General features: G+C 49.6%; 14 protein-coding genes and 5 pseudogenes. 11 read left to right on the forward strand and 8 right to left on the reverse strand.

Going from position 1 to position 22690, the window contains the following annotated elements; all coding sequences use genetic code 11:
• Positions 1 to 12 precede the first annotated feature (12 nt).
• From BEB42_RS14840 to gyrA, 3 genes are all read right to left on the reverse strand, one after another.
• Positions 13 to 636 (reverse strand): DUF1175 domain-containing protein, encoded by a 624-nt coding sequence (locus tag BEB42_RS14840; RefSeq protein ID WP_001328405.1) that lies wholly within the window; start codon positions 634 to 636, stop codon positions 13 to 15.
• Positions 633 to 2321 (reverse strand): DUF2138 domain-containing protein, encoded by a 1689-nt coding sequence (locus BEB42_RS14845; RefSeq protein ID WP_000534364.1) that lies wholly within the window; start codon positions 2319 to 2321, stop codon positions 633 to 635. The genes BEB42_RS14840 and BEB42_RS14845 overlap by 4 nt, the downstream gene beginning before the upstream one ends.
• 148 nt (positions 2322 to 2469) lie before the next feature.
• The gene (gene gyrA / locus BEB42_RS14850; protein WP_001281246.1) at positions 2470 to 5097 is read right to left on the reverse strand and encodes a DNA topoisomerase (ATP-hydrolyzing) subunit A; all 2628 of its coding nucleotides are present in this window, start codon (positions 5095 to 5097) and stop codon (positions 2470 to 2472) included.
• Positions 5098 to 5243: 146 nt separating this feature from the next.
• On the opposite strand from gyrA, the gene ubiG reads away from it, so the two are divergent.
• Positions 5244 to 5966, forward strand: coding sequence for a bifunctional 2-polyprenyl-6-hydroxyphenol methylase/3-demethylubiquinol 3-O-methyltransferase UbiG (gene ubiG, locus BEB42_RS14855; RefSeq protein ID WP_000990785.1), 723 nt, complete (start codon positions 5244 to 5246; stop codon positions 5964 to 5966).
• A 255-nt stretch (positions 5967 to 6221) separates the two neighbouring features.
• Here the strand turns inward: ubiG and BEB42_RS14860 are convergent.
• Positions 6222 to 7182, reverse strand: a pseudogene (locus tag BEB42_RS14860) (hypothetical protein); the annotation flags it as partial.
• A gap of 694 nt (positions 7183 to 7876) precedes the next feature.
• Between BEB42_RS14860 and nrdA the strand changes: the two are divergent.
• The 3 genes from nrdA to yfaE all read left to right on the forward strand — a co-directional run bounded on the left by nrdA (position 7877) and on the right by yfaE (position 11693).
• The gene (gene nrdA / locus BEB42_RS14870; protein WP_001075170.1) at positions 7877 to 10162 is read left to right on the forward strand and encodes a class 1a ribonucleoside-diphosphate reductase subunit alpha; all 2286 of its coding nucleotides are present in this window, start codon (positions 7877 to 7879) and stop codon (positions 10160 to 10162) included.
• Between the two features lie 146 nt (positions 10163 to 10308).
• Positions 10309 to 11439, forward strand: coding sequence for a class Ia ribonucleoside-diphosphate reductase subunit beta (gene nrdB / locus BEB42_RS14875; RefSeq protein WP_000332037.1), 1131 nt, complete (start codon positions 10309 to 10311; stop codon positions 11437 to 11439).
• Entirely contained in the window at positions 11439 to 11693 is a 255-nt protein-coding gene (gene yfaE / locus BEB42_RS14880; RefSeq protein WP_000135040.1) for a ferredoxin-like diferric-tyrosyl radical cofactor maintenance protein YfaE, read from the forward strand. Before nrdB ends, yfaE begins: the two co-directional genes overlap by 1 nt.
• 52 nt (positions 11694 to 11745) lie before the next feature.
• Here the strand turns inward: yfaE and inaA are convergent, their stop codons facing one another.
• Positions 11746 to 12396, reverse strand: a complete 651-nt coding sequence (gene inaA, locus BEB42_RS14885; protein WP_000301053.1) for a lipopolysaccharide kinase InaA — start codon at positions 12394 to 12396, stop codon at positions 11746 to 11748.
• 80 nt (positions 12397 to 12476) lie between these two features.
• Positions 12477 to 12581 (reverse strand): annotated as a pseudogene (locus tag BEB42_RS26710) (hypothetical protein); the annotation flags it as partial.
• Here BEB42_RS26710 and BEB42_RS14890 point away from each other — a divergent pair.
• Positions 12576 to 12818, forward strand: a pseudogene (locus BEB42_RS14890) (LysR substrate-binding domain-containing protein); the annotation flags it as partial. The pseudogenes BEB42_RS26710 and BEB42_RS14890 sit on opposite strands and share 6 nt — an antisense overlap.
• A gap of 465 nt (positions 12819 to 13283) precedes the next feature.
• Positions 13284 to 14354 (forward strand): annotated as a pseudogene (locus tag BEB42_RS14895) (hypothetical protein).
• A 219-nt stretch (positions 14355 to 14573) separates the two neighbouring features.
• Here BEB42_RS14895 and glpQ read toward each other — a convergent pair.
• Complete coding sequence (glpQ, locus tag BEB42_RS14900) at positions 14574 to 15650, reverse strand: glycerophosphodiester phosphodiesterase (RefSeq protein WP_001353080.1); 1077 nt, start codon at positions 15648 to 15650, stop codon at positions 14574 to 14576.
• A gap of 4 nt (positions 15651 to 15654) precedes the next feature.
• A complete protein-coding gene (gene glpT, locus BEB42_RS14905) occupies positions 15655 to 17013 on the reverse strand; it encodes a glycerol-3-phosphate transporter (protein WP_000948724.1) in 1359 nt (452 codons plus the stop codon).
• A gap of 272 nt (positions 17014 to 17285) precedes the next feature.
• Between glpT and glpA the strand changes: the two genes are divergently transcribed.
• The 5 genes and pseudogenes from glpA to BEB42_RS26495 form a co-directional block, all read left to right on the forward strand.
• Positions 17286 to 18914, forward strand: coding sequence for an anaerobic glycerol-3-phosphate dehydrogenase subunit A (glpA, locus tag BEB42_RS14910; RefSeq protein ID WP_000857269.1), 1629 nt, complete (start codon positions 17286 to 17288; stop codon positions 18912 to 18914).
• Positions 18904 to 20163 carry a glycerol-3-phosphate dehydrogenase subunit GlpB gene (gene glpB, locus BEB42_RS14915; RefSeq protein WP_001209952.1) on the forward strand — a complete coding sequence of 420 codons (1260 nt, stop codon included), beginning with the start codon at positions 18904 to 18906 and terminating at the stop codon, positions 20161 to 20163. Before glpA ends, glpB begins: the two co-directional genes overlap by 11 nt.
• The gene (gene glpC, locus BEB42_RS14920; protein WP_001000390.1) at positions 20160 to 21350 is read left to right on the forward strand and encodes an anaerobic glycerol-3-phosphate dehydrogenase subunit GlpC; all 1191 of its coding nucleotides are present in this window, start codon (positions 20160 to 20162) and stop codon (positions 21348 to 21350) included. Before glpB ends, glpC begins: the two co-directional genes overlap by 4 nt.
• A 193-nt stretch (positions 21351 to 21543) precedes the next feature.
• Positions 21544 to 22503, forward strand: a complete 960-nt coding sequence (locus BEB42_RS14925) for an ISNCY family transposase (RefSeq protein ID WP_000140543.1) — start codon at positions 21544 to 21546, stop codon at positions 22501 to 22503.
• Positions 22504 to 22689: pseudogene (locus BEB42_RS26495) on the forward strand (hypothetical protein); the annotation flags it as partial.
• Position 22690: the final 1 nt, after the last annotated feature.

The following is a 22690-nucleotide window of genomic DNA, read 5'->3' on the forward strand; positions in this document are numbered from 1 at the left end:
ACAAGCACGCTGCTATCGCGCCAGAAAATTTAAACGATAAATGCCAATGAAATTGGGATTGGAATCGTTGGGTATCCATCGGGTGTCCTTCCATGTCATAAGTTGTTGCAGACTGACTGCGCGCATTCCGTTGTCAGTTTTCGTGGCGCTTCCGGTGTGGTAGATGACGTAACGCCCCATCCAGACCATTAAGTGCTGGGCATCGCCCTGATCGAAAAAAATCATATCGCCAGGCAACGCCTGGTTTATGTCCTGGCCAATAAATTGGCTGTTGTACTGAATCAAATTAATCGCGGTCACATAGGGGCCGGTTTTTCCGTTCCCCTGATTCCAGTTTTGCGCCAGTTGACGCTGTTCAGGTGTTAGCGTCATTTCAGGCGGCAAATACTGACTTGCTATACCGTTACTTTTTAGCCATTTGCTGTCGTGAACTTTCAGCGCCTCGTTCGCCGAAAATCGCACCAGGCCCGCACAATCCTGCTGATACCAGCGCGGACTTGGCCCCTGGCGGAGTTGTTCCTGTGCAATACGCACAAACCAGGCGCGAAACAGCCCCGATTGTTCGACATTCAGCATTTCGCTATGAGCAACAACACAACACAGCCAGCAAATCAGCGCCAGCAGCCCGTGCCTCATAGTGGCTGCCAGGTAATGGGTAGCCACTGCCAGGCGGCACCGGGTTCCATCTGGGCCAGCTTCATGACATAACGCGGTTGTTGAGATAAAGCGTCCAGCTTCGGCATTAATAAAGTTTGTGCGGCGTTATAAAAAACCGGTTCGAGATTCTTCGGCAGACTGGTCAGCGTTTCGTTACGCAGCAGTTTCGCCACGCCTTGTGGATTGATATAGACCGGAACAATGCCTTCAGTGGGTATCACATCCACCATTGCCGGGCGGGTTTTATTCAGTGTTTGCAACGCGTTATTGACCAGCGTGTCATCGAGGGAGAAAAGCATCGTCTTGTTTTGCATCGCCAGCGACACGCGGAAAAAATAATCCGACATTAATTGATCTGGTTGCGCCGCCTGTGCTTTCGGATACTGACCGTATCGGGAACTCACTTCGCGACGCCAGATTTGCGCTTCGCCCTGCTGCGTCTGGGTTACTGGTAATATACCTTCTGCGGCTTTGCTTTCGAGCGCGCCAATATTTTGCGTAAACAGTTTTCCTGGCAATTGCACTTGTTCGGCAGAGCCATCAAACTGACCGACAAACAGCGGAGTTTGCAATTTTGAATCTTCATACCAGCACAGCCCCGCAGCACCGTCTAACGCCCCGTTGAGCTTGTCGTTTTCCTGGCTGATGTGGGAAAGCATCTCTTCAGCAATACCATGTGAATAAGGCACCGCCACACAGAAGCTGGCCCCTGCAGGCATACTGTTCCATACCGGCGTAAAATCGAAACTGGCATCTACGCTTGCGGATTCATCATTTAACGCCAGAAAACTGTGCCAGCCGTCGTTGCTCATTTCGAAGCGCACACCAGCAAAAGAAGGCATTAATCGCTGGTAGCCAAAACCCAGCAAATTTGCACTGACCACGATGCGCTGGCGTACTGGCGTTTTTTCGGCAGTACGCTCTTCCAGGCCAAAGCTGGCTTGCCAGCGTTTTTTACCGCTCAACAAATCACTTGCGATCGCCGTGGCTTCGGTATCCTGCTGATCATCTTTAAACAGCATGTCCGTGCTGGAAAACACCAGCATCTTGTCCTGATAAGTTGCGAACATCAGGGCGTTATTGCCGTTATAGCGCAACTGATAAACCGGGATGGTTTCACTATTTAGCTTAATACTACTGATTTCCGTTTTACTTAACTGGCTGTCGCTGGTAGCGGCAAACAGCAATGGCTCCAGCAGCTTGCTTAAACCACTTCGCTGGATCAGCACCATATAATGAGAAAGATGGCCTTGTTTATCGTGCCATAGCGCCGCCTGCGCGGGCTGATCTAAGAGTGACGAAAAGAGCTTATCTTTTAGTGTGAGATCGTGTTCGTAGACAATGCGGCGAATGCTGCCTTCAATGCCCAGACGGTCGGCATGGTTCTGATAATAAAAAACGAAATCTTCGCTTAGAACATCGTGAAGAAACGGAATGGTAAGGAGGTCTTTGGGAAGCTGGCTCAGAGAGTCGCTGTCGAGAAAGAGGTCCGGCTCATTGAGATCGATTTGCAGATTGTTGTGTACCACCAGCGGCGACAACGTTTTTTCTGGCCCACTACCAGCATATTGCAATGCCCAGACACCAGCGGAAAGCAGTACTATTGCGCCAAAACCTACAAGACCATAGAACCGCCAGCCTTTCGCCTTTTTTTCACTACCCATTGCCACATTCCTTGTGTAAAGCCAGCCATTTTTTATGGGTACAGCAAAACTTTACCGCGCCCTAATACGACAAAAGCCCAGACTTTGCAGCCTGGACTTTTCAATTCAAAAAAGGGAGATAACTCCCTTTTGGCATGAAGGGATGAAATTATTCTTCTTCTGGCTCGTCGTCAACGTCCACTTCCGGAGCGATTTCATCGTCCCCTTCCGCAGCACTGCCGTCGATGGAATCCAGATCTTCCTCGTCAACCGGTTCAGCAACACGTTGCAGACCCACTACGTTTTCATCTTCCGAAGTACGGATAAGGATCACGCCTTGGGTGTTACGGCCTACGATGCTGATTTCAGAAACGCGAGTACGTACCAGCGTACCGGCATCGGTGATCATCATGATCTGGTCGCAGTCATCTACCTGCACCGCGCCAACCACTAAACCGTTACGTTCGGTAACCTTGATGGAGATAACCCCTTTCGTCGCACGCGACTTAGTCGGGTATTCCGCTACCGCAGTACGTTTACCGTAACCATTTTGCGTTGCGGTGAGGATTGCACCATCGCCACGAGGCACGATCAGAGAGACGACTTTATCGCCTTCACCTAAGCGAATACCGCGAACACCGGTGGTGTTGCAGCCCATCGCACGGACAGAAGACTCTTTAAAGCGCACCACTTTACCTTCGGCGGAGAACAGCATTACTTCGTCTTCACCGCTGGTCAGGTCAACGCCGATCAGCTCATCGCCGTCAACCAGTTTGATCGCCACTTTACCAGCGGTACGCAGACGGTTGAACTCGGTGAGGACGGTTTTCTTCACAGTACCGTTAGCGGTCGCCATGAAGACTTTCACACCTTCTTCAAACTCAGTCACCGGCAGGATCGCGGTGATACGTTCGTCCTGCTCCAGCGGCAGCAGGTTGACGATCGGACGACCACGCGCGCCACGAGTCGCTTCCGGTAACTGGTAGACTTTCATCGAATAGACGCGACCACGGCTGGAGAAGCACAGGATATGATCGTGAGTATTCGCCACCAGCAGTCGGTCGATAAAGTCTTCTTCTTTAATACGTGCGGCAGATTTACCTTTCCCGCCACGACGCTGCGCTTCGTATTCAGAAAGCGGCTGGTACTTCACGTAGCCCTGGTGAGAGAGCGTCACTACCACATCTTCCTGAGTAATCAGATCTTCCAGGTTGATGTCTGCGCTGTTGGCGGTGATTTCAGTACGACGTTTGTCACCGAACTGTTCACGAACCAGCTCCAGCTCTTCGCGGATCACTTCCATCAGACGATCGGCGCTACCAAGAATACGCAACAGTTCCGCGATCTGATCCAGCAGCTCTTTGTATTCATCGAGCAGTTTTTCGTGCTCAAGGCCGGTCAGTTTCTGCAGACGCAGATCCAGAATTGCCTGAGCTTGCTGTTCGGTCAGGTAGTACAGACCGTCACGCACGCCGAACTCTGGCTCCAGCCATTCCGGACGCGCAGCATCATCGCCCGCACGTTCCAGCATCGCGGCAACGTTGCCCAGCTGCCACGGATTAGCAACCAGCGCCGTTTTCGCTTCCGCAGGCGTCGGCGCATGACGGATCAGTTCGATGATCGGGTCGATGTTCGCCAGCGCCACGGCTAATGCTTCAAGGATATGAGCACGATCGCGAGCTTTACGCAGTTCGAAAATGGTACGACGGGTCACCACTTCACGGCGGTGACGAACAAACGCCGCGATGATGTCTTTCAGGTTCATGATCTTCGGCTGACCATGGTGCAATGCCACCATGTTGATACCGAAAGAAACCTGCAACTGGGTCTGGGAGTAGAGGTTGTTGAGCACCACTTCACCGACCGCATCGCGTTTGACTTCAATCACGATGCGCATACCGTCTTTGTCAGACTCGTCACGCAGCGCGCTGATGCCTTCCACGCGTTTTTCTTTTACCAGTTCCGCAATTTTTTCGATCAGGCGCGCTTTGTTCACCTGATACGGAATTTCGTGGACGATAATGGTTTCACGCCCGGTTTTGGCGTCAACTTCCACTTCCGCACGGGCGCGGATATATACCTTGCCGCGACCGGTACGGTAAGCTTCTTCGATACCGCGACGACCGTTAATGATTGCCGCCGTCGGGAAGTCCGGCCCCGGGATGTGTTCCATCAGCCCTTCAATGCTGATGTCTTCATCATCGATATACGCCAGACAACCGTTGATGACTTCCGTCAGGTTGTGTGGCGGGATGTTGGTTGCCATACCTACGGCGATACCGGAAGAACCGTTCACCAGCAGGTTAGGAATTTTGGTCGGCATGACGTCCGGAATTTTTTCCGTGCCGTCATAGTTATCAACGAAATCGACCGTCTCTTTTTCGAGATCGGCCATCAGTTCATGGGCAATTTTCGCCAGACGGATTTCCGTATAACGCATTGCCGCCGCAGAGTCGCCGTCGATGGAACCGAAGTTACCCTGACCGTCTACCAGCATGTAACGCAGCGAGAATGGCTGCGCCATACGGACGATCGTGTCATAAACCGCCGAGTCACCATGGGGATGGTATTTACCGATTACGTCACCAACGACACGGGCAGATTTTTTATAGGCTTTGTTCCAGTCATTGCCTAGTACGTTCATGGCGTAAAGTACGCGACGGTGTACCGGCTTCAGGCCATCTCGGACATCCGGCAGCGCACGGCCAACAATGACCGACATCGCATAATCCAGATAGGAGCTCTTCAGCTCTTCCTCAATGTTGACCGGTGTAATTTCTCTCGCAAGGTCGCTCATCTAACCGCTATCCCTCTACTGTATCCCGGATTCAAAGGTCGCAAATTATAACACAGCCGCGCAGATTGAGGTAAACCTATACGCTTTATTCACATCCAATGCCTGATATACTCGTTTGTCTTGCCAATTACGGAGTAGAAGTGCCAATGAATGCCGAAAAATCGCCGGTAACCCCTAACGTAGACCACGAAGAGATCGCTAAATTTGAAGCCGTCGCCTCCCGCTGGTGGGATCTTGAAGGTGAGTTCAAACCGCTGCACCGCATTAACCCGCTGCGTCTGGGCTATATTGCCGAGCGTGCTGGCGGTTTATTTGGCAAAAAGGTGCTCGATGTTGGTTGTGGCGGCGGCATTCTGGCCGAGAGTATGGCGCGCGAAGGTGCGACGGTGACCGGTCTGGATATGGGCTTTGAGCCATTGCAGGTGGCAAAACTGCACGCGCTGGAAAGCGGCATTCAGGTGGATTACGTGCAGGAAACCGTGGAAGAGCACGCGGCAAAACATGCCGGGCAGTATGATGTGGTGACCTGCATGGAGATGCTGGAGCACGTCCCCGATCCGCAGTCAGTGGTCAGAGCCTGTGCGCAACTGGTGAAACCGGGCGGCGATGTTTTTTTCTCGACGCTTAACCGCAACGGCAAGTCATGGCTGATGGCGGTGGTTGGTGCGGAATATATTTTGCGCATGGTGCCCAAAGGCACGCATGATGTGAAGAAGTTTATTAAACCGGCAGAATTGCTGGGCTGGGTGGATCAGACCAGTCTAAAAGAACGGCATATGATCGGACTGCATTACAACCCGATCACTAATACTTTTAAGCTCGGCCCCGGCGTCGATGTGAACTATATGCTGCACACGCAGAATAAGTGAGGTTGTTGGCCGGATAAAGTGCTCGCACTGCATCCGGTAACAATACCAGGCGGACAGCAATTACCATTTTATCGTCATCGATAAAAACCCTGCCGTCTGGGCAAAATCATTACTCCCTTTCTGCCACGCCACGCTGCTTAGCCGCATCGTCGCTGATATTGCTGCCACCGTCTTCAATTTCCACCGAATGGGGCTCGTGATAATAATTCAGATCTAATGCTGGCGTGCTATGAACAGCAACACTTAGCTACTGTTTCCGGCAATGGAATCGATCTCACCATCGTTACTCATGTTGCCGATGACCAGAGTTTTATTGGCCGCGATGTCAAATCTGACCTGACTTGAATCAATGAACATGAAGCCTCCCGCCACCGCCGATGATGCATCGCCATAGCCTGCTGCGCTGTTGTTCTGATCCACTAAAACACCGTTGTTCTGGCTGTCGCTGTCATCAACTGAAATATCAATAAGATAGGAAGCCGTCGCGCTATTGGTATAAATTGCCCCGCAATAACCTTCGGCAGTGTTATTTGTAAAGGCGGTGTTATTTATTATCGTATAACCTGATGGATGCTTGCTGTCGCTATTATTATCAGTGATATCGGACGCCATCACTGTAACTTGTTGATGTATATGCCTGGTTATTATTAAAAACATCATCACTTAAATAGACATCATTATTGATGTTATAAAGTGCACCGCCTTTGCCGTCATTAGCGATGTTATTGAGAAATACGGCGTTAGTGATACGTAAATCGGCGGCACCAGTATCGTTGGTACCGGCAGAATAGATTGCTCCGCCATAGCCCCCAGCAACATTACTGTCGAAAATAACATTCTCAATATTTATCGTTGAGTTTTCTTTAGCAAATATTGCCCCGCCATTATTATATTCTCCTGAGACAGTATTATTGGCAAACAAAGTCATTCCAGTTTCATTTTCTGGCGATAGAGAAAACTCCGCTCCTTGTTGCAAAAATACGGCGCCACCGCTGGCATTATTGGCCATACCCGAAAAAATCACCCATTGCCCATCGGCGATGCTCCAGTCCTGCGTAATGCCTGAAAGGCTTTGCCTGCTGGCCTGACAGCTCGCTTTGATATCATATCCCTGGCATGAATCAATAACCGCTGCGATACCATTAGTGGAGAAGAGAGACGCAATCATTGACGGGAGTAAAGATAAATATTCCTTACGTAGAAAAATAATCCGCATATTACCCTAACCATCCTTTTCTATGAGAAGGCGTATTTAATCGCATTATGTGATATGGGGTATCTTTCTTTTGTAAATTGTATAACTCGGTGCAATGACTATTTTGTTATTACTTGATGAATAATATCAGTGTATCATAATTCAAATTAATAACCTTAAGGTAAATCGGTTATATTTAAACTGAATTAAAGTAATAAATAATATTCTTATAATATATGCAAAAGTAACAAATTGGCTTGGTATTTAACAACAAACGAATATAAAACAACCATTTCGACTCAACAATCGCTTACATTCGCTTATATATTGACCACAACTGATACATCAGATTATGTGATGACTCGTGCTTAGATCAATTTTGGCAATCATTAGCAACAAGATTAATAAACCATCTATATCAATTTACCCATACTATTCTGCCGTTCAAGAAATCGCCGAACAGTTATTTTTAACAAATTTTTCTCTTCCCATTGACTTTCCCGGATACCTTGTCTGACCTAAGGTGCGCGGAAGCCACTTTTTCCTTCCTGAGTTATCCACAAAGTTATGCACTTGCAAGAGGGCCATTTTCACACTATCTTGCAGTGAATCCCAAACATACCCCCTATATATAGTGTTCTAAGCAGCTTCCCTCACTACAGGTAGTCTGCATGAAGCTATTGCGGAAAGAATTCCAAAAACAGGTACGACATACATGAATCAGAATCTGCTGGTGACAAAGCGCGACGGTAGCACAGAGCGCATCAATCTCGACAAAATCCATCGCGTTCTGGATTGGGCGGCAGAAGGACTGCATAACGTTTCGATTTCCCAGGTCGAGCTGCGCTCCCACATTCAGTTTTATGACGGTATCAAGACCTCTGACATCCACGAAACCATTATCAAGGCTGCCGCAGACCTGATCTCCCGTGATGCGCCGGATTATCAGTATCTCGCCGCGCGCCTGGCAATTTTCCACCTGCGTAAAAAAGCCTATGGCCAGTTTGAGCCGCCTGCGCTGTACGACCACGTGGTGAAAATGGTCGAGATGGGCAAATACGATAATCATCTGCTGGAAGACTACACGGAAGAAGAGTTCAAGCAGATGGACACGTTTATCGATCACGACCGTGATATGACCTTCTCTTATGCTGCCGTTAAGCAGCTGGAAGGCAAATATCTGGTACAGAACCGCGTGACCGGCGAAATCTATGAGAGCGCCCAGTTCCTCTATATTCTGGTTGCTGCGTGCCTGTTCTCGAACTACCCGCGTGAAACGCGCCTGCAATACGTGAAGCGTTTTTACGACGCGGTTTCCACATTTAAAATTTCGCTGCCGACGCCAATCATGTCCGGCGTGCGTACCCCTACTCGTCAGTTCAGCTCCTGCGTGCTGATTGAGTGCGGCGACAGCCTGGATTCCATCAACGCCACCTCCAGCGCGATTGTTAAATACGTTTCCCAGCGTGCCGGGATCGGCATTAACGCCGGGCGTATTCGTGCGCTGGGTAGCCCGATTCGCGGTGGCGAAGCATTCCACACCGGTTGTATTCCGTTCTACAAACATTTCCAGACGGCAGTGAAATCCTGCTCTCAGGGCGGTGTGCGCGGCGGTGCGGCAACACTGTTCTACCCTATGTGGCATCTGGAAGTGGAAAGCCTGCTGGTGTTGAAAAACAACCGTGGGGTTGAAGGCAACCGCGTGCGTCATATGGACTACGGGGTACAAATCAACAAACTGATGTATACCCGTCTGCTGAAAGGTGAAGATATCACCCTGTTCAGCCCGTCCGACGTACCGGGGCTGTACGACGCGTTCTTCGCCGATCAGGAAGAGTTTGAACGCCTGTACACCAAATATGAGAAAGACGACAGCATCCGCAAGCAGCGTGTGAAAGCCGTTGAGCTGTTCTCGCTGATGATGCAGGAACGTGCGTCTACCGGTCGTATCTATATTCAGAACGTTGACCACTGCAATACCCATAGCCCGTTTGATCCGGCCATCGCGCCAGTGCGCCAGTCTAACCTGTGCCTGGAAATCGCCCTGCCGACCAAACCGCTGAATGATGTCAACGACGAGAACGGTGAAATCGCGCTGTGTACGCTGTCTGCTTTCAACTTGGGCGCAATTAATAGCCTGGATGAACTGGAAGAGCTGGCGATTCTGGCAGTACGCGCACTCGACGCGCTGCTGGATTATCAGGATTACCCGATCCCGGCCGCCAAACGTGGAGCGATGGGTCGTCGTACGCTGGGTATTGGTGTGATCAACTTCGCTTACTACCTGGCGAAGCACGGTAAACGCTACTCCGACGGCAGCGCCAACAACCTGACGCATAAAACCTTCGAAGCTATTCAGTATTACCTGCTGAAAGCCTCTAATGAGCTGGCGAAAGAGCAAGGCGCGTGCCCGTGGTTTAACGAAACCACTTACGCGAAAGGGATCCTGCCGATCGATACCTATAAGAAAGATCTGGATGCCATCGCTAATGAGCCGCTGCATTACGACTGGGAAGCACTGCGTGAGTCAATCAAAACGCACGGCCTGCGTAACTCCACGCTTTCTGCTCTGATGCCGTCAGAGACTTCTTCGCAGATCTCTAACGCCACTAACGGTATTGAACCGCCGCGTGGTTACGTCAGCATCAAAGCGTCGAAAGACGGTATTCTGCGCCAGGTGGTGCCGGACTACGAGCATCTGCACGACGCCTATGAGCTGCTGTGGGAAATGCCGGGTAACGATGGCTACCTGCAACTGGTGGGTATCATGCAGAAATTTATCGATCAGTCGATCTCTGCTAACACCAACTACGATCCATCACGCTTCCCGTCAGGAAAAGTGCCGATGCAGCAGTTGCTGAAAGACCTGCTCACCGCCTACAAATTCGGGGTCAAAACGCTGTATTATCAGAACACCCGTGACGGTGCTGAAGACGCACAAGACGATCTGGTGCCGTCAATTCAGGATGATGGCTGCGAAAGCGGCGCATGTAAGATCTGATATTGAGATGCCGGATGCGGTGTGAACGCCTTATCCGGCCTACGGCTCGGTTTTGTAGGCCTGATAAGACGCGCCAGCGTCGCATCAGGCACAGGATGCGGCGTAAAATGCCTTATCCGGCATTAAACTCCCAACAGGACACATTCATGGCATATACCACCTTTTCACAGACGAAAAATGATCAGCTCAAAGAACCGATGTTCTTTGGTCAGCCGGTCAACGTGGCTCGCTACGATCAGCAAAAATATGACATCTTCGAAAAGCTGATCGAAAAGCAGCTCTCTTTCTTCTGGCGTCCGGAAGAAGTTGACGTTTCTCGCGACCGTATCGATTACCAGGCATTGCCTGAACACGAGAAACACATCTTTATCAGCAACCTGAAATATCAGACGCTGCTGGATTCCATTCAGGGTCGTAGCCCGAACGTGGCGCTGCTGCCGCTGATCTCGATCCCGGAACTGGAAACCTGGGTAGAAACCTGGGCATTCTCAGAAACAATTCATTCCCGTTCCTATACTCATATCATTCGTAATATCGTTAACGATCCGTCTGTTGTGTTTGACGATATCGTCACCAACGAGCAGATCCAGAAACGTGCGGAAGGGATCTCCAGCTATTACGATGAACTGATCGAAATGACCAGCTACTGGCATCTGCTGGGCGAAGGCACCCACACCGTCAACGGTAAAACCGTGACCGTTAGCCTGCGCGAGCTGAAGAAAAAACTGTATCTCTGCCTGATGAGCGTTAACGCGCTGGAAGCGATCCGCTTCTACGTCAGCTTTGCTTGTTCCTTTGCCTTTGCAGAACGCGAACTGATGGAAGGTAACGCCAAAATTATTCGTCTGATTGCCCGCGACGAAGCCCTGCACCTGACCGGTACGCAGCATATGCTGAATCTGCTGCGCAGCGGCGCGGATGATCCGGAGATGGCGGAAATTGCCGAAGAATGTAAGCAGGAGTGCTATGACCTGTTCGTCCAGGCGGCACAGCAAGAGAAAGACTGGGCGGATTATCTGTTCCGTGACGGTTCGATGATTGGTCTGAATAAAGACATTCTCTGCCAGTACGTTGAATACATCACCAATATCCGCATGCAGGCAGTCGGTTTGGATCTGCCGTTCCAGACACGCTCCAACCCGATCCCGTGGATCAACACCTGGCTGGTGTCTGATAACGTACAGGTTGCTCCGCAGGAAGTGGAAGTCAGTTCTTATCTGGTCGGGCAGATTGACTCGGAAGTGGACACCGACGATTTGAGTAACTTCCAGCTCTGATGGCTCGCGTTACCCTGCGCATCACTGGCACACAACTGCTGTGCCAGGATGAACACCCTTCCCTTCTGGCGGCGCTGGAATCCCACAATGTGGCGGTTGAGTACCAGTGCCGCGAAGGTTACTGCGGTTCCTGTCGCACACGCCTTGTTGCAGGCCAGGTGGACTGGATTGCCGAACCGTTAGCCTTTATTCAGCCGGGGGAAATTTTGCCCTGTTGTTGCCGGGCAAAAGGCGATATTGAAATCGAGATGTGATCGGGTACTTGTGCCAGATGCGACGCTTACGCGTCTTATCTGGCCTACGTGATTACATGGCGTAGTAATACGCTTTAACCTGCTCCCAGTCCGCTTTAGGGATCGGCTCCAGATATTTTTCCAGCTGGCGGAAATCATGATTAATCGCTTTATGCCGACGTAAGCGGCGACGACTTTTCTCCAGATCAAGAAAACCAGCTTCTACCATACCTTCTGTTTTCACATAGATGTGGCGAACGTAACAACAGCCATGCTGACGATTAACGCTATGCATTTTCTTAAACGCCATCGCCACAGCTTTCAACATGGCTTGCCGAACATCGTCAGAATAAGGTGTTACTGCATGCTGGGCATACCAGTCAGCAATACTTATGAACCCCGCCATATCTTCCGTCACCAGCAACGCGCGCCATTCACCCTCAATTTTCACCGCTTCACCAAAAACGATTTTCGGCACAATGACACCAGCCCGTTCCAGCTCTTTAATTACCGCAACCTCACGGACAATCGTCGGTCGACCGAACGGATAACGTACGGAATGAAACAGATGATGCGTCATGCGCTTCACATACAGCTTTTTGCCATTGCGCTCGACGCATTGCACCCCGCTCATCCCATTACGGCGATAGTTAGGCTCTTCAACCCAGTCGCCCTCTGTTGCCCACCAGTGATTAAATTCGTCGTACTTTGCTGAAACTGCCATACCCTATCGCCTGTCATTTTTTATTAACGACAATGACTATAGGTGGTTACCTGCGAAAAATCTTAATGAAACGTGTCGTATTAATGAATTTCTTTTGCCACTACTAGCGCGACACCGCTTTTACCCTTCATTTGCAGCGCATAGACTCCACCAGCCACTACCACTAATAGTGCGCCCAGCAAATAAAATGTGAATTTAATCAGGCGGATACAGCGATGAATTTTATTCGACAGGGATTAGGCATCGCCTTATTACCAGAGTTAACGCTGAAAACCATTGCAGGTGAATTGTGTTCCGTTCCTCTCGAACCAACCTTCTATCGACAGATTTCGTTGTTGGCTAAAGAAAAGCCGGTAGAAGGCAGTCCACTGTTTTTACTACAAACGTGTACGGAACAACTCGTGGTGAGTGGAAAAATTTGATGTGAGACATGAGATTGATGACAAATGTAAGATTGCCTGATTCGCCACACTTAGTTGGCCTGTAGTCTTTACCATGCGTAATAATTCGTTTTCACCTGATTTTGGCCCACTTTGTGAATTGGCGATATATATTTATTCAGTTGGGAGAAGTGACAATGACTCCAGGTAGAAACCGGTATGAAGCGCCCGACTCACTGTCAAAACCGATTGTTGAGAGTAATGACACTCCGGCGAACAGTACACAGTTTACTCTGGAGCCATTCTCAATCTTCAAGTGGGATACCTAATAACTAGTCAGGGAAGTTATCAATATCTGTTTGTTACTTATTACCGTATTTATTAACAATAATGATACTTTCTAACATGCGTAAAGGTCTTCGTAATAAAATGAGCTAAATTTGATAGTGAATATATTCTGCAAAGATTAAATTGTATCTTGTTAACTCACACTACAAGGAATCATTTATGCCAAATACATCTATTCACTTATCTCGCTGTAATATTTTACAAAATAATAAATTGCAAACAGCAGAAATTTACAAAGAATCACAACAAACCGCGAAACTTGAGATTTTTTGCAATGAGTTTCTAAAAATATCTCAAAGTAGATTCGGGTTATCAACCTCAGCAGACAACATAGCTAATTTATTGGCTTTTTTCACGAAAGCCTCAGATGAAATTGATAGTATCAAAACACAAAAAATTGACGTTCACAGTTATGGTTTCGTACCAATAAGACATTTTGTCGAGCATGTCATAACGTATAAAAATGAATTTGCAGAAGATTATGAACCCTATACCCTTACCTTTACCCGAGGTGAAAACAACGAAGGTGTTTTGAGTATCGAAAGCAAAGAAGGGTTTCTTTCAGAAAGAACAATAAATTTAAATGAATATGAAACTGCAATTAACATCATCAATGAGCATGTTGCAAAAGAAAATATCAATAACAAGATCCAAACATTGACAGACAAAGACACACCAAAAATAACCAACTCTGACAAAATTTATAAATTTATCCACGAGTTAAATATAAGAACTCAACTTTACAGCAAGCAAAAAGAATATACAGACCTGCTACTACATTCTGAGAAAAATACAGAATGGTACAAATACACATCCTCCGGGGAACGCTATGATGTATTTAAGAATTCTTCTAAAAAAATTGAAAACACCTACAAGCAAATTGTGCAAGCGCAGAAAAAATTGAAGCAAATGAAATACATCAATAAATTAAGTGGTGAGCTTATCGATATCGCCGACAAAAAGTTAGCACCATTAATAAATGATAGTTTCAGCTATACACGAGATTTCTTTGCTTACTCAAAAAATGAAAAAAATATCTTCACATTTGATAATTCTAAGTTTTTAGATCCAAAGGAAAAAGAAGGTTTAATGATACAACACAGCAATGGGCAACTGGTTATTACTGGTAAATATTGCCCTGAAGGTGTGCAAACAGCATTCACCCAAGAACAATATGATAAATTAATAAGATACATTAATATTTTCTTTACCTTTCCGAAATTCGAATAATACTTTACAGTATAAACTGCATTACAATTTATTATTGAGATCTATTCATACTGTTTAAAGAATAACAATGCCCAGTGTTAGCTTTTTTAACGAATGAGTTTTACGAAAATTATGTTGGCATCTTTTTACAGGATGCACCCGTTAATGAAAAGAATAACCGGTAGTAGCATTATTTCGCTTTAGCAGAGGATGGCGCATAAACGCCATCCTGCAGTAGCATTACTCTTTATTAAGGAATTTTACTGCCTTATCAGGGAAATCAGTAAACAGCCCATTTACACCCGCTTTGTTATACAGAGCATCATACAACTGATTCACATCGGTGGCATATTCCGGCAGCTTGTCGGCCCGCACGGTATAAGGATGCACCACCAGCTTATTCTGCTGTGCATCTTTTACCATTCCGGTAAGCTTGATATTACCCGGCTGCGATGTCTCCTCAATCACCATATGGTAATCCGGACCAATGCCATCAGCATATTCCGCTACCTGTTTCATAGCGCCCGGCTTGAACATCCAGTCATAGCTGTAATTAACCCAGCTTCCGTCCGGCTGTTTCTGCTGCGTTTCATTCCAGTCGGTATAGGCAATCAACTGTACCAGATTGAGGTCCATGCCCATTTTGGGTTCCAGCTCATTTTTAATGCGCTTCAGTTCATCAACATCAAAACATTGCAAATAAACTTTGTCGTCCTTACCGCTGTAGCCATATTTCTTCAGCACTTCCAGCGTTTTTGCCGCAATATCCTTCCCTTCCTGATGATGGAACCACGGCGCTTTAATTTCTGGATAGATACCGATATTTTTCCCAGTGGAGTGATTTAACCCCTGAACAAATTCAATCTCTTCTTCAAAGGTGTGCACCCGGAAGTCAGACTTACCCATCGGGAAACGCCCCGGATAAGTCTGCACTTTTTTACCGTTTTCAATATCGAAACCTTCGGTAAATTTCAGCGACTTAATTTCATCCAGCGTAAAATCTATCGCGTAGTAACGGCCATCTTTACGCGCCCGATCCGGGAAACGATCGGCGACATCGGTTACCCGGTCAAGATAGTGGTCATGCAGAACGACCAGATGATCATCCTTCGTCATCACCAAATCCTGTTCCAGATAATCCGCTCCCTGCGCATAAGCCATCGCTTTTGCTGGCAGCGTATGCTCCGGTAAATATCCACTGGCACCGCGATGGGCGATGACTATTTTTTCGTTGCTATCCGCCGCCATTGCACTGCTTCCCATGATCATTCCACTCATCATGATCGCCATGCTAAGGTTTTTCAGCGTCAATTTCATGCCATTAGCCTCCATTGCGTTTTTGCAGTAATTCCTGATGGCGACGTTTTTCGCCAATCATCACAACTATCAACAGGATAACCGCCAGGATGCTGCCGCCAATCATTACCATAAAACCGCCATCCCAGCCGAAGAAGTCCACGGTGTAACCAACAATCGCGCTCGCCGCCACCGAACCGCCCAGGTAACCAAACAGCCCGGTAAAGCCCGCTGCCGTACCTGCCGCTTTTTTCGGTGCCAGTTCCAGCGCATGCAGACCGATCAACATCACAGGACCGTAGATCAGGAAGCCGATAACAATCATACAAATCATATCTACGGTTGGGTTGCCTGCCGGGTTCATCCAGTAAACGATAGTTGCGATGGTCACCAGTGTCATAAAGAAGACGCCGGTTGCCCCACGGTTACCACGGAAGACTTTGTCCGACATCCAGCCACACAACAGGGTGCCCGGAATGCCCGCATACTCATAGAAGAAGTAGGCCCAGGAGGATTTATCCAGCGCGAAATGCTTAACTTCTTTCAGGTAGGTCGGTGACCAGTCGAGGATGCCGTAACGCAGCAGATAAACGAACACGTTGGCGATGGCGATGTACCACAGCAGTTTGTTCGGCAGCACGTACTGCATGAAAATTTGCTTTGCGGTCAGCTCCTGTTCCGCTTTTTCGTTATAGTCGTCCGGATAATCGTTTTTGTACTCTTCGATCGGCGGCAAGCCACAGGATTGTGGGGTATCGCGCATCATCGCAAAGGCGAATAGTGCCACCAGAATGGCGCAGAAAGCGGGCATATAGAGGGCCGCGTGCCAGTCATTGAACCAGGCCATCCCCAGCAGGAACAGCAGCGGCGGAATACCACCACCGACGTTGTGCGCACAGTTCCACACCGACACAATGCCGCCACGTTCTTTCTGCGACCACCAGTGCACCATAGTACGACCACACGGCGGCCACCCCATCCCCTGGAACCAGCCGCAGAGGAACAACAGTACAAACATTACCGCAATGCTCGATGTCGCCCATGGCACAAAGCCCATAAACAGCATCACTGCCGCCGCCAGAATCAAACCTGCGGGGAGGAAAACGCGCGGATTCGAGCGATCCGACACCGAACCCATGATGAATTTCGAAAATCCATAGGCGATCGAGATCCCAGAAAGCGCGAAACCTAAATCACCGCGTGAGAATCCCTGCTCCACCAGGTAAGGCATAGCGAGCGCAAAGTTCTTACGAACCAAATAGTAAGCAGCATAGCCAAAGAATATCCCCAGGAAAATTTGCCAGCGCAATCGACGATAAGTCGGATCGATCTCCGCGGCAGGTAAGCGCGCTTTGTGTGGCGCCGGTTTAAAAATACTCAACATTGAAAGCCTCCGTGGCCCGTGGTCTTATTTATGATTAACAGCCTGATTCAGTGGGAGAACCTGCCGTTTCTTGAGTTGCCGCGATGTTAAGAAAACATTCAGAAATTAAATGTGAATTGCCGCACACATTATTAAATAAGATTTACAGAATGTTCAAAATGACGCATGAAATCACGTTTCACTTTCGAATTATGAGCGAATATGCGCGAAATCAAACAATTCATGTTTTTACTATGGCTAAATGGTAAAAAACGAACTTCAGAGGGATAACAATGAAAACTCGCGACTCGCAATCAAGTGACGTGATTATCATTGGCGGCGGCGCAACGGGAGCCGGGATTGCCCGCGACTGTGCCCTGCGCGGGCTGCGCGTGATTTTGGTTGAGCGCCACGACATCGCAACGGGAGCCACCGGGCGTAACCACGGTCTGCTGCACAGCGGCGCACGCTATGCGGTTACCGATGCGGAATCGGCCCGCGAATGTATTAGTGAAAACCAGATTTTAAAACGCATTGCGCGTCACTGTGTCGAACCAACCAACGGCCTGTTTATCACCCTGCCGGAAGATGATCTCTCCTTCCAGGCGACTTTTATTCGTGCTTGCGAAGAGGCTGGAATCAGTGCTGAAGCCATTGATCCGCAGCAAGCACGCATTATCGAACCTTCCGTTAACCCGGCACTGATTGGCGCGGTAAAAGTTCCGGATGGCACTGTTGACCCATTTCGCCTGACCGCAGCGAACATGCTCGATGCGAAAGAACACGGTGCCATTATCCTCACCGCGCACGAAGTGACAGGTCTGATTCGTGAAGGCGCGACGGTGTGTGGCGTTCGTGTACGTAACCATCTCACTGGCGAAATTCAGGCACTTCATGCGCCTGTAGTGGTGAACGCCGCCGGGATCTGGGGGCAACATATTGCCGAATATGCCGATCTGCGCATTCGTATGTTCCCGGCCAAAGGATCACTGCTGATCATGGATCATCGCATTAACCAGCATGTGATCAACCGTTGCCGTAAACCTTCCGACGCCGATATCCTGGTGCCAGGCGATACCATTTCGCTGATTGGCACCACCTCTTTACGTATTGATTACAACGAGATTGACGATAATCGAGTGACGGCAGAAGAAGTGGATATTCTGCTGCGTGAAGGGGAAAAACTGGCCCCCGTGATGGCGAAAACGCGTATTTTACGGGCTTACTCTGGCGTGCGTCCGCTGGTTGCCAGCGATGATGACCCGAGCGGGCGTAACGTCAGTCGCGGTATCGTGCTGCTCGATCATGCTGAACGCGATGGTCTGGACGGATTTATCACCATCACCGGTGGCAAACTGATGACCTATCGGCTGATGGCGGAATGGGCTACCGACGCGGTATGTCGCAAGCTGGGCAATACGCGCCCCTGTACGACCGCCGATCTGGCACTTCCAGGTTCACAGGAACCCGCTGAAATTACCTTGCGTAAAGTCATCTCCCTGCCTGCCCCGCTGCGCGGTTCTGCGGTTTATCGTCATGGCGATCGCACGCCTGCCTGGCTTAGCGAAGGCCGTCTGCACCGCAGCCTGGTATGTGAGTGCGAAGCGGTAACTGCGGGTGAAGTGCAGTACGCAGTAGAAAATTTAAACGTTAACAGCCTGTTGGATTTACGTCGTCGCACCCGTGTGGGGATGGGAACCTGCCAGGGCGAGCTCTGCGCCTGCCGCGCTGCCGGACTGCTACAGCGTTTTAACGTCACGACGTCCGCGCAATCTATCGAGCAACTTTCCACCTTCCTTAACGAACGCTGGAAAGGCGTGCAACCCATCGCCTGGGGAGACGCATTGCGCGAAAGCGAGTTTACCCGTTGGGTTTATCAGGGACTTTGTGGTCTGGAGAAGGAGCAGAAAGATGCGCTTTGATACTGTCATTATGGGCGGCGGGCTCGCCGGATTACTCTGCGGCCTGCAACTGCAAAAACACGGACTGCGCTGTGCCATTGTTACGCGTGGTCAAAGCGCGCTGCATTTTTCATCCGGATCGCTGGATTTGCTGAGCAATCTGCCTGACGGTCAGCCAGTGACAGACATTCACAGTGGACTGGAATCTTTGTGTCATCAGGCACCTGCCCATCCATACTCTCTTCTCGGGCCACAACGCGTGCTCGATCTCGCTTGTCAGGCACAGACATTAATCGCTGAAAGCGGTGCGCAATTACAGGGCAGCGTAGAGCTGGCTCACCAGCGAGTTACGCCGCTCGGTACTCTGCGCTCTACCTGGCTAAGTTCGCCAGAAGTCCCCGTCTGGCCGCTGCCCGCGAAGAAAATTTGTGTAGTGGGAATTAGCGGCCTGATGGATTTTCAGGCGCATCTTGCGGCGGCTTCATTGCGCGAACTGGATCTTAATGTTGAAACCGCAGAAATAGAGCTGCCAGAACTGGATATCCTGCGCAATAACGCCACCGAGTTCCGCGCAGTGAATATCGCCCGTTTCCTTGATAACGAAGAAAACTGGCCGCTGTTAATTGATGCGCTTATTCCTGTCGCCAATACCAGCGAAATGATCCTGATGCCCGCCTGCTTCGGCCTGGCTGATGACAAACTCTGGCGGTGGCTGAACGAGCAATTGCCCTGTTCATTAATGTTACTGCCGACATTACCACCTTCAGTGCTGGGCATTCGTCTGCAAAACCAGTTACAGCGCCAGTTTGTGCGCCAGGGGGGCGTGTGGATGCCGGGCGATGAAGTGAAAAAAGTGACCTGTAAAAATGGCGTGGTGAATGAAATCTGGACCCGCAATCACGCCGATATCCCGCTGCGTCCACGCTTTGCCGTACTCGCCAGCGGCAGTTTCTTTAGTGGCGGACTGGTAGCGGAACGTGAAGGCATTCGTGAACCAATTATTGGTCTTGATGTGCTACAAACCTCTACGCGGGGTGAATGGTATAAGGGAGATTTTTTTGCGCCGCAGCCGTGGCAGCAGTTCGGTGTCACCACTGATGAGGCGCTGCGCCCGTCGCAGGCGGGGAAAACCATTGAGAACCTATTTGCCATCGGTTCGGTGCTGGGCGGATTTGATCCCATTGCCCAGGGATGCGGCGGCGGTGTTTGTGCCGTCAGTGCTTTACATGCCGCTCAACAAATTGCCCAACGCGCAGGAGGCCAACAATGAACGACACCAGCTTCGAAAACTGCATTAAGTGCACCGTCTGCACCACCGCCTGCCCGGTGAGCCGGGTGAATCCCAGCTATCCGGGGCCAAAACAAGCCGGGCCGGATGGCGAGCGTCTGCGTTTAAAAGATGGTGCACTGTATGACGAGGCACTGAAATATTGTATTAACTGCAAACGTTGCGAAGTCGCCTGCCCGTCCGATGTGAAGATTGGCGATATCATCCAGCGCGCGCGGGCGAAATATGACACCACGCGCCCGTCGCTGCGCAATTTTGTGTTGAGTCATACCGACCTGATGGGTAGCGTTTCCACGCCGTTTGCTCCAATCGTCAACACCGCTACCTCGCTGAAACCAGTGCGGCAGTTGCTTGATGCGGCGTTAAAAATCGATCATCGCCGCACGCTACCGAAATACTCCTTCGGTACGTTTCGTCGCTGGTATCGCAGCGTGGCGGCTCAGCAAGCGCAATATAAAGACCAGGTGGCTTTCTTTCACGGCTGCTTCGTTAACTACAACCATCCGCAGTTAGGTAAAGATTTAATTAAAGTGCTCAACGCGATGGACACCGGCGTACAACTGCTGAGCAAAGAAAAATGCTGCGGCGTGCCGCTCATCGCCAACGGTTTTACCGATAAAGCACGTAAACAAGCAATCACGAATGTAGAGTCGATCCGCGAAGCGGTAGGGGTAAAAGGCATTCCGGTGATTGCCACCTCCTCAACCTGTACATTTGCCCTGCGTGACGAATACCCGGAAGTGCTGAATGTCGACAACAGAGGCTTGCGCGATCATATCGAACTGGCGACCCGCTGGCTGTGGCGCAAGCTGGACGAAGGCAAAACGTTACCGCTGAAATCGCTGCCGCTGAAAGTGGTTTATCACACACCATGCCATATGGAAAAAATGGGCTGGACGCTCTACACCCTGGAGCTGTTGCGTAAAATCCCGGGGCTTGAGTTAACGGTGCTGGATTCCCAGTGCTGCGGTATTGCCGGAACTTACGGTTTCAAAAAAGAGAACTACCCAACCTCACAAGCCATCGGCGCACCACTGTTCCGTCAGATAGAAGAAAGCGGCGCAGATCTGGTGGTCACCGACTGCGAAACCTGCAAATGGCAGATTGAAATGTCTACAAGCCTTCGCTGCGAGCACCCGATTACGCTGCTGGCCCAGGCGCTGTCTTAATCTTCCTTGTGATGCCCGGTAAGCGCATTGCTTATCGGGCATTTCTGCGTACGTGATTCCGCATCCAGTGTATGCGTTGCATCGCTTTGAAAATTCTTCTGAAAACGTCTCGCAAAGGCAGAAACTGGCAGATGTCATTGTTCTGAGATCCCCGTAATGTCGCGTCATCATAAATATCAGGTGACGGACAACCATGACCGAATCAACAACCTCCTCCCCGCATGATGCGGTGTTTAAAACCTTTATGTTCTCGCCCGAAACCGCGCGGGATTTTCTCGAAATACATCTACCGGAGCCACTGCGTAAACTTTGCAACCTGCAAACCTTACGCCTGGAACCCACCAGCTTTATTGAAAAAAGTTTACGCGCTTACTACTCGGATGTTTTGTGGTCCGTGGAAACCAGCGACGGTAACGGCTATATCTACTGCGTGATTGAACATCAAAGCTCTGCAGAAAAGAATATGGCTTTTCGGCTAATGCGCTATGCCACTGCCGCCATGCAGCGTCACCTGGACAAAGGCTATGACAGAGTCCCGCTGGTGGTGCCGTTGCTGTTTTATCACGGCGAAACCTCGCCCTACCCATACTCACTTAACTGGCTGGATGAGTTTGACGATCCGCAACTTGCCCGGCAGTTGTACACCGAAGCTTTTCCGTTGGTGGATATCACCATCGTGCCTGACGATGAGATCATGCAACATCGGCGTATAGCTCTGCTTGAACTGATTCAAAAGCATATTCGCGACCGCGATTTAATCGGTATGGTCGACAGGATCACCACGCTTTTGGTTAGAGGCTTCACTAATGACAGCCAGCTACAAACGCTGTTTAATTATCTGCTGCAATGCGGCGATACCTCCCGTTTCACCCGTTTTATTGAGGAGATTGCCGAACGTTCACCACTACAAAAGGAGAGATTGATGACTATTGCTGAACGGCTACGGCAGGAAGGACACCAAATTGGCTGGCAGGAAGGTAAAATTGAAGGTTGGCAGGAGGGGAAATTGGAGGGTTTGCAGAAAGGCAAAGTAGAAGGTATGCATGAACAAGCCATTAAAATTGCCTTGCGCATGCTGGAACAGGGCTTTGAACGTGAGATTGTGCTGGCGACAACCCAACTCACTGATGCTGATATTCCGAACTGTTATTAAAAGGAGAGATTGATGACTATTGCTGAACGGCTACGGCAGGAAGGGCATCAAATTGGCTGGCAGGAGGGCATGCATGAACAAGCCATTAAAATTGCCTTGCGCATGCTGGAACAGGGCATTGATCGTGACCTGGTGCTCGCTGCCACCCAGCTAAGCGAAGCCGATCTGGCAGCGAATAACCACTAAT

Source organism: Escherichia sp. MOD1-EC5990, assembly GCF_002965285.1.
Taxonomy (GTDB): Bacteria; Pseudomonadota; Gammaproteobacteria; order Enterobacterales; family Enterobacteriaceae; genus Escherichia; species Escherichia coli_F.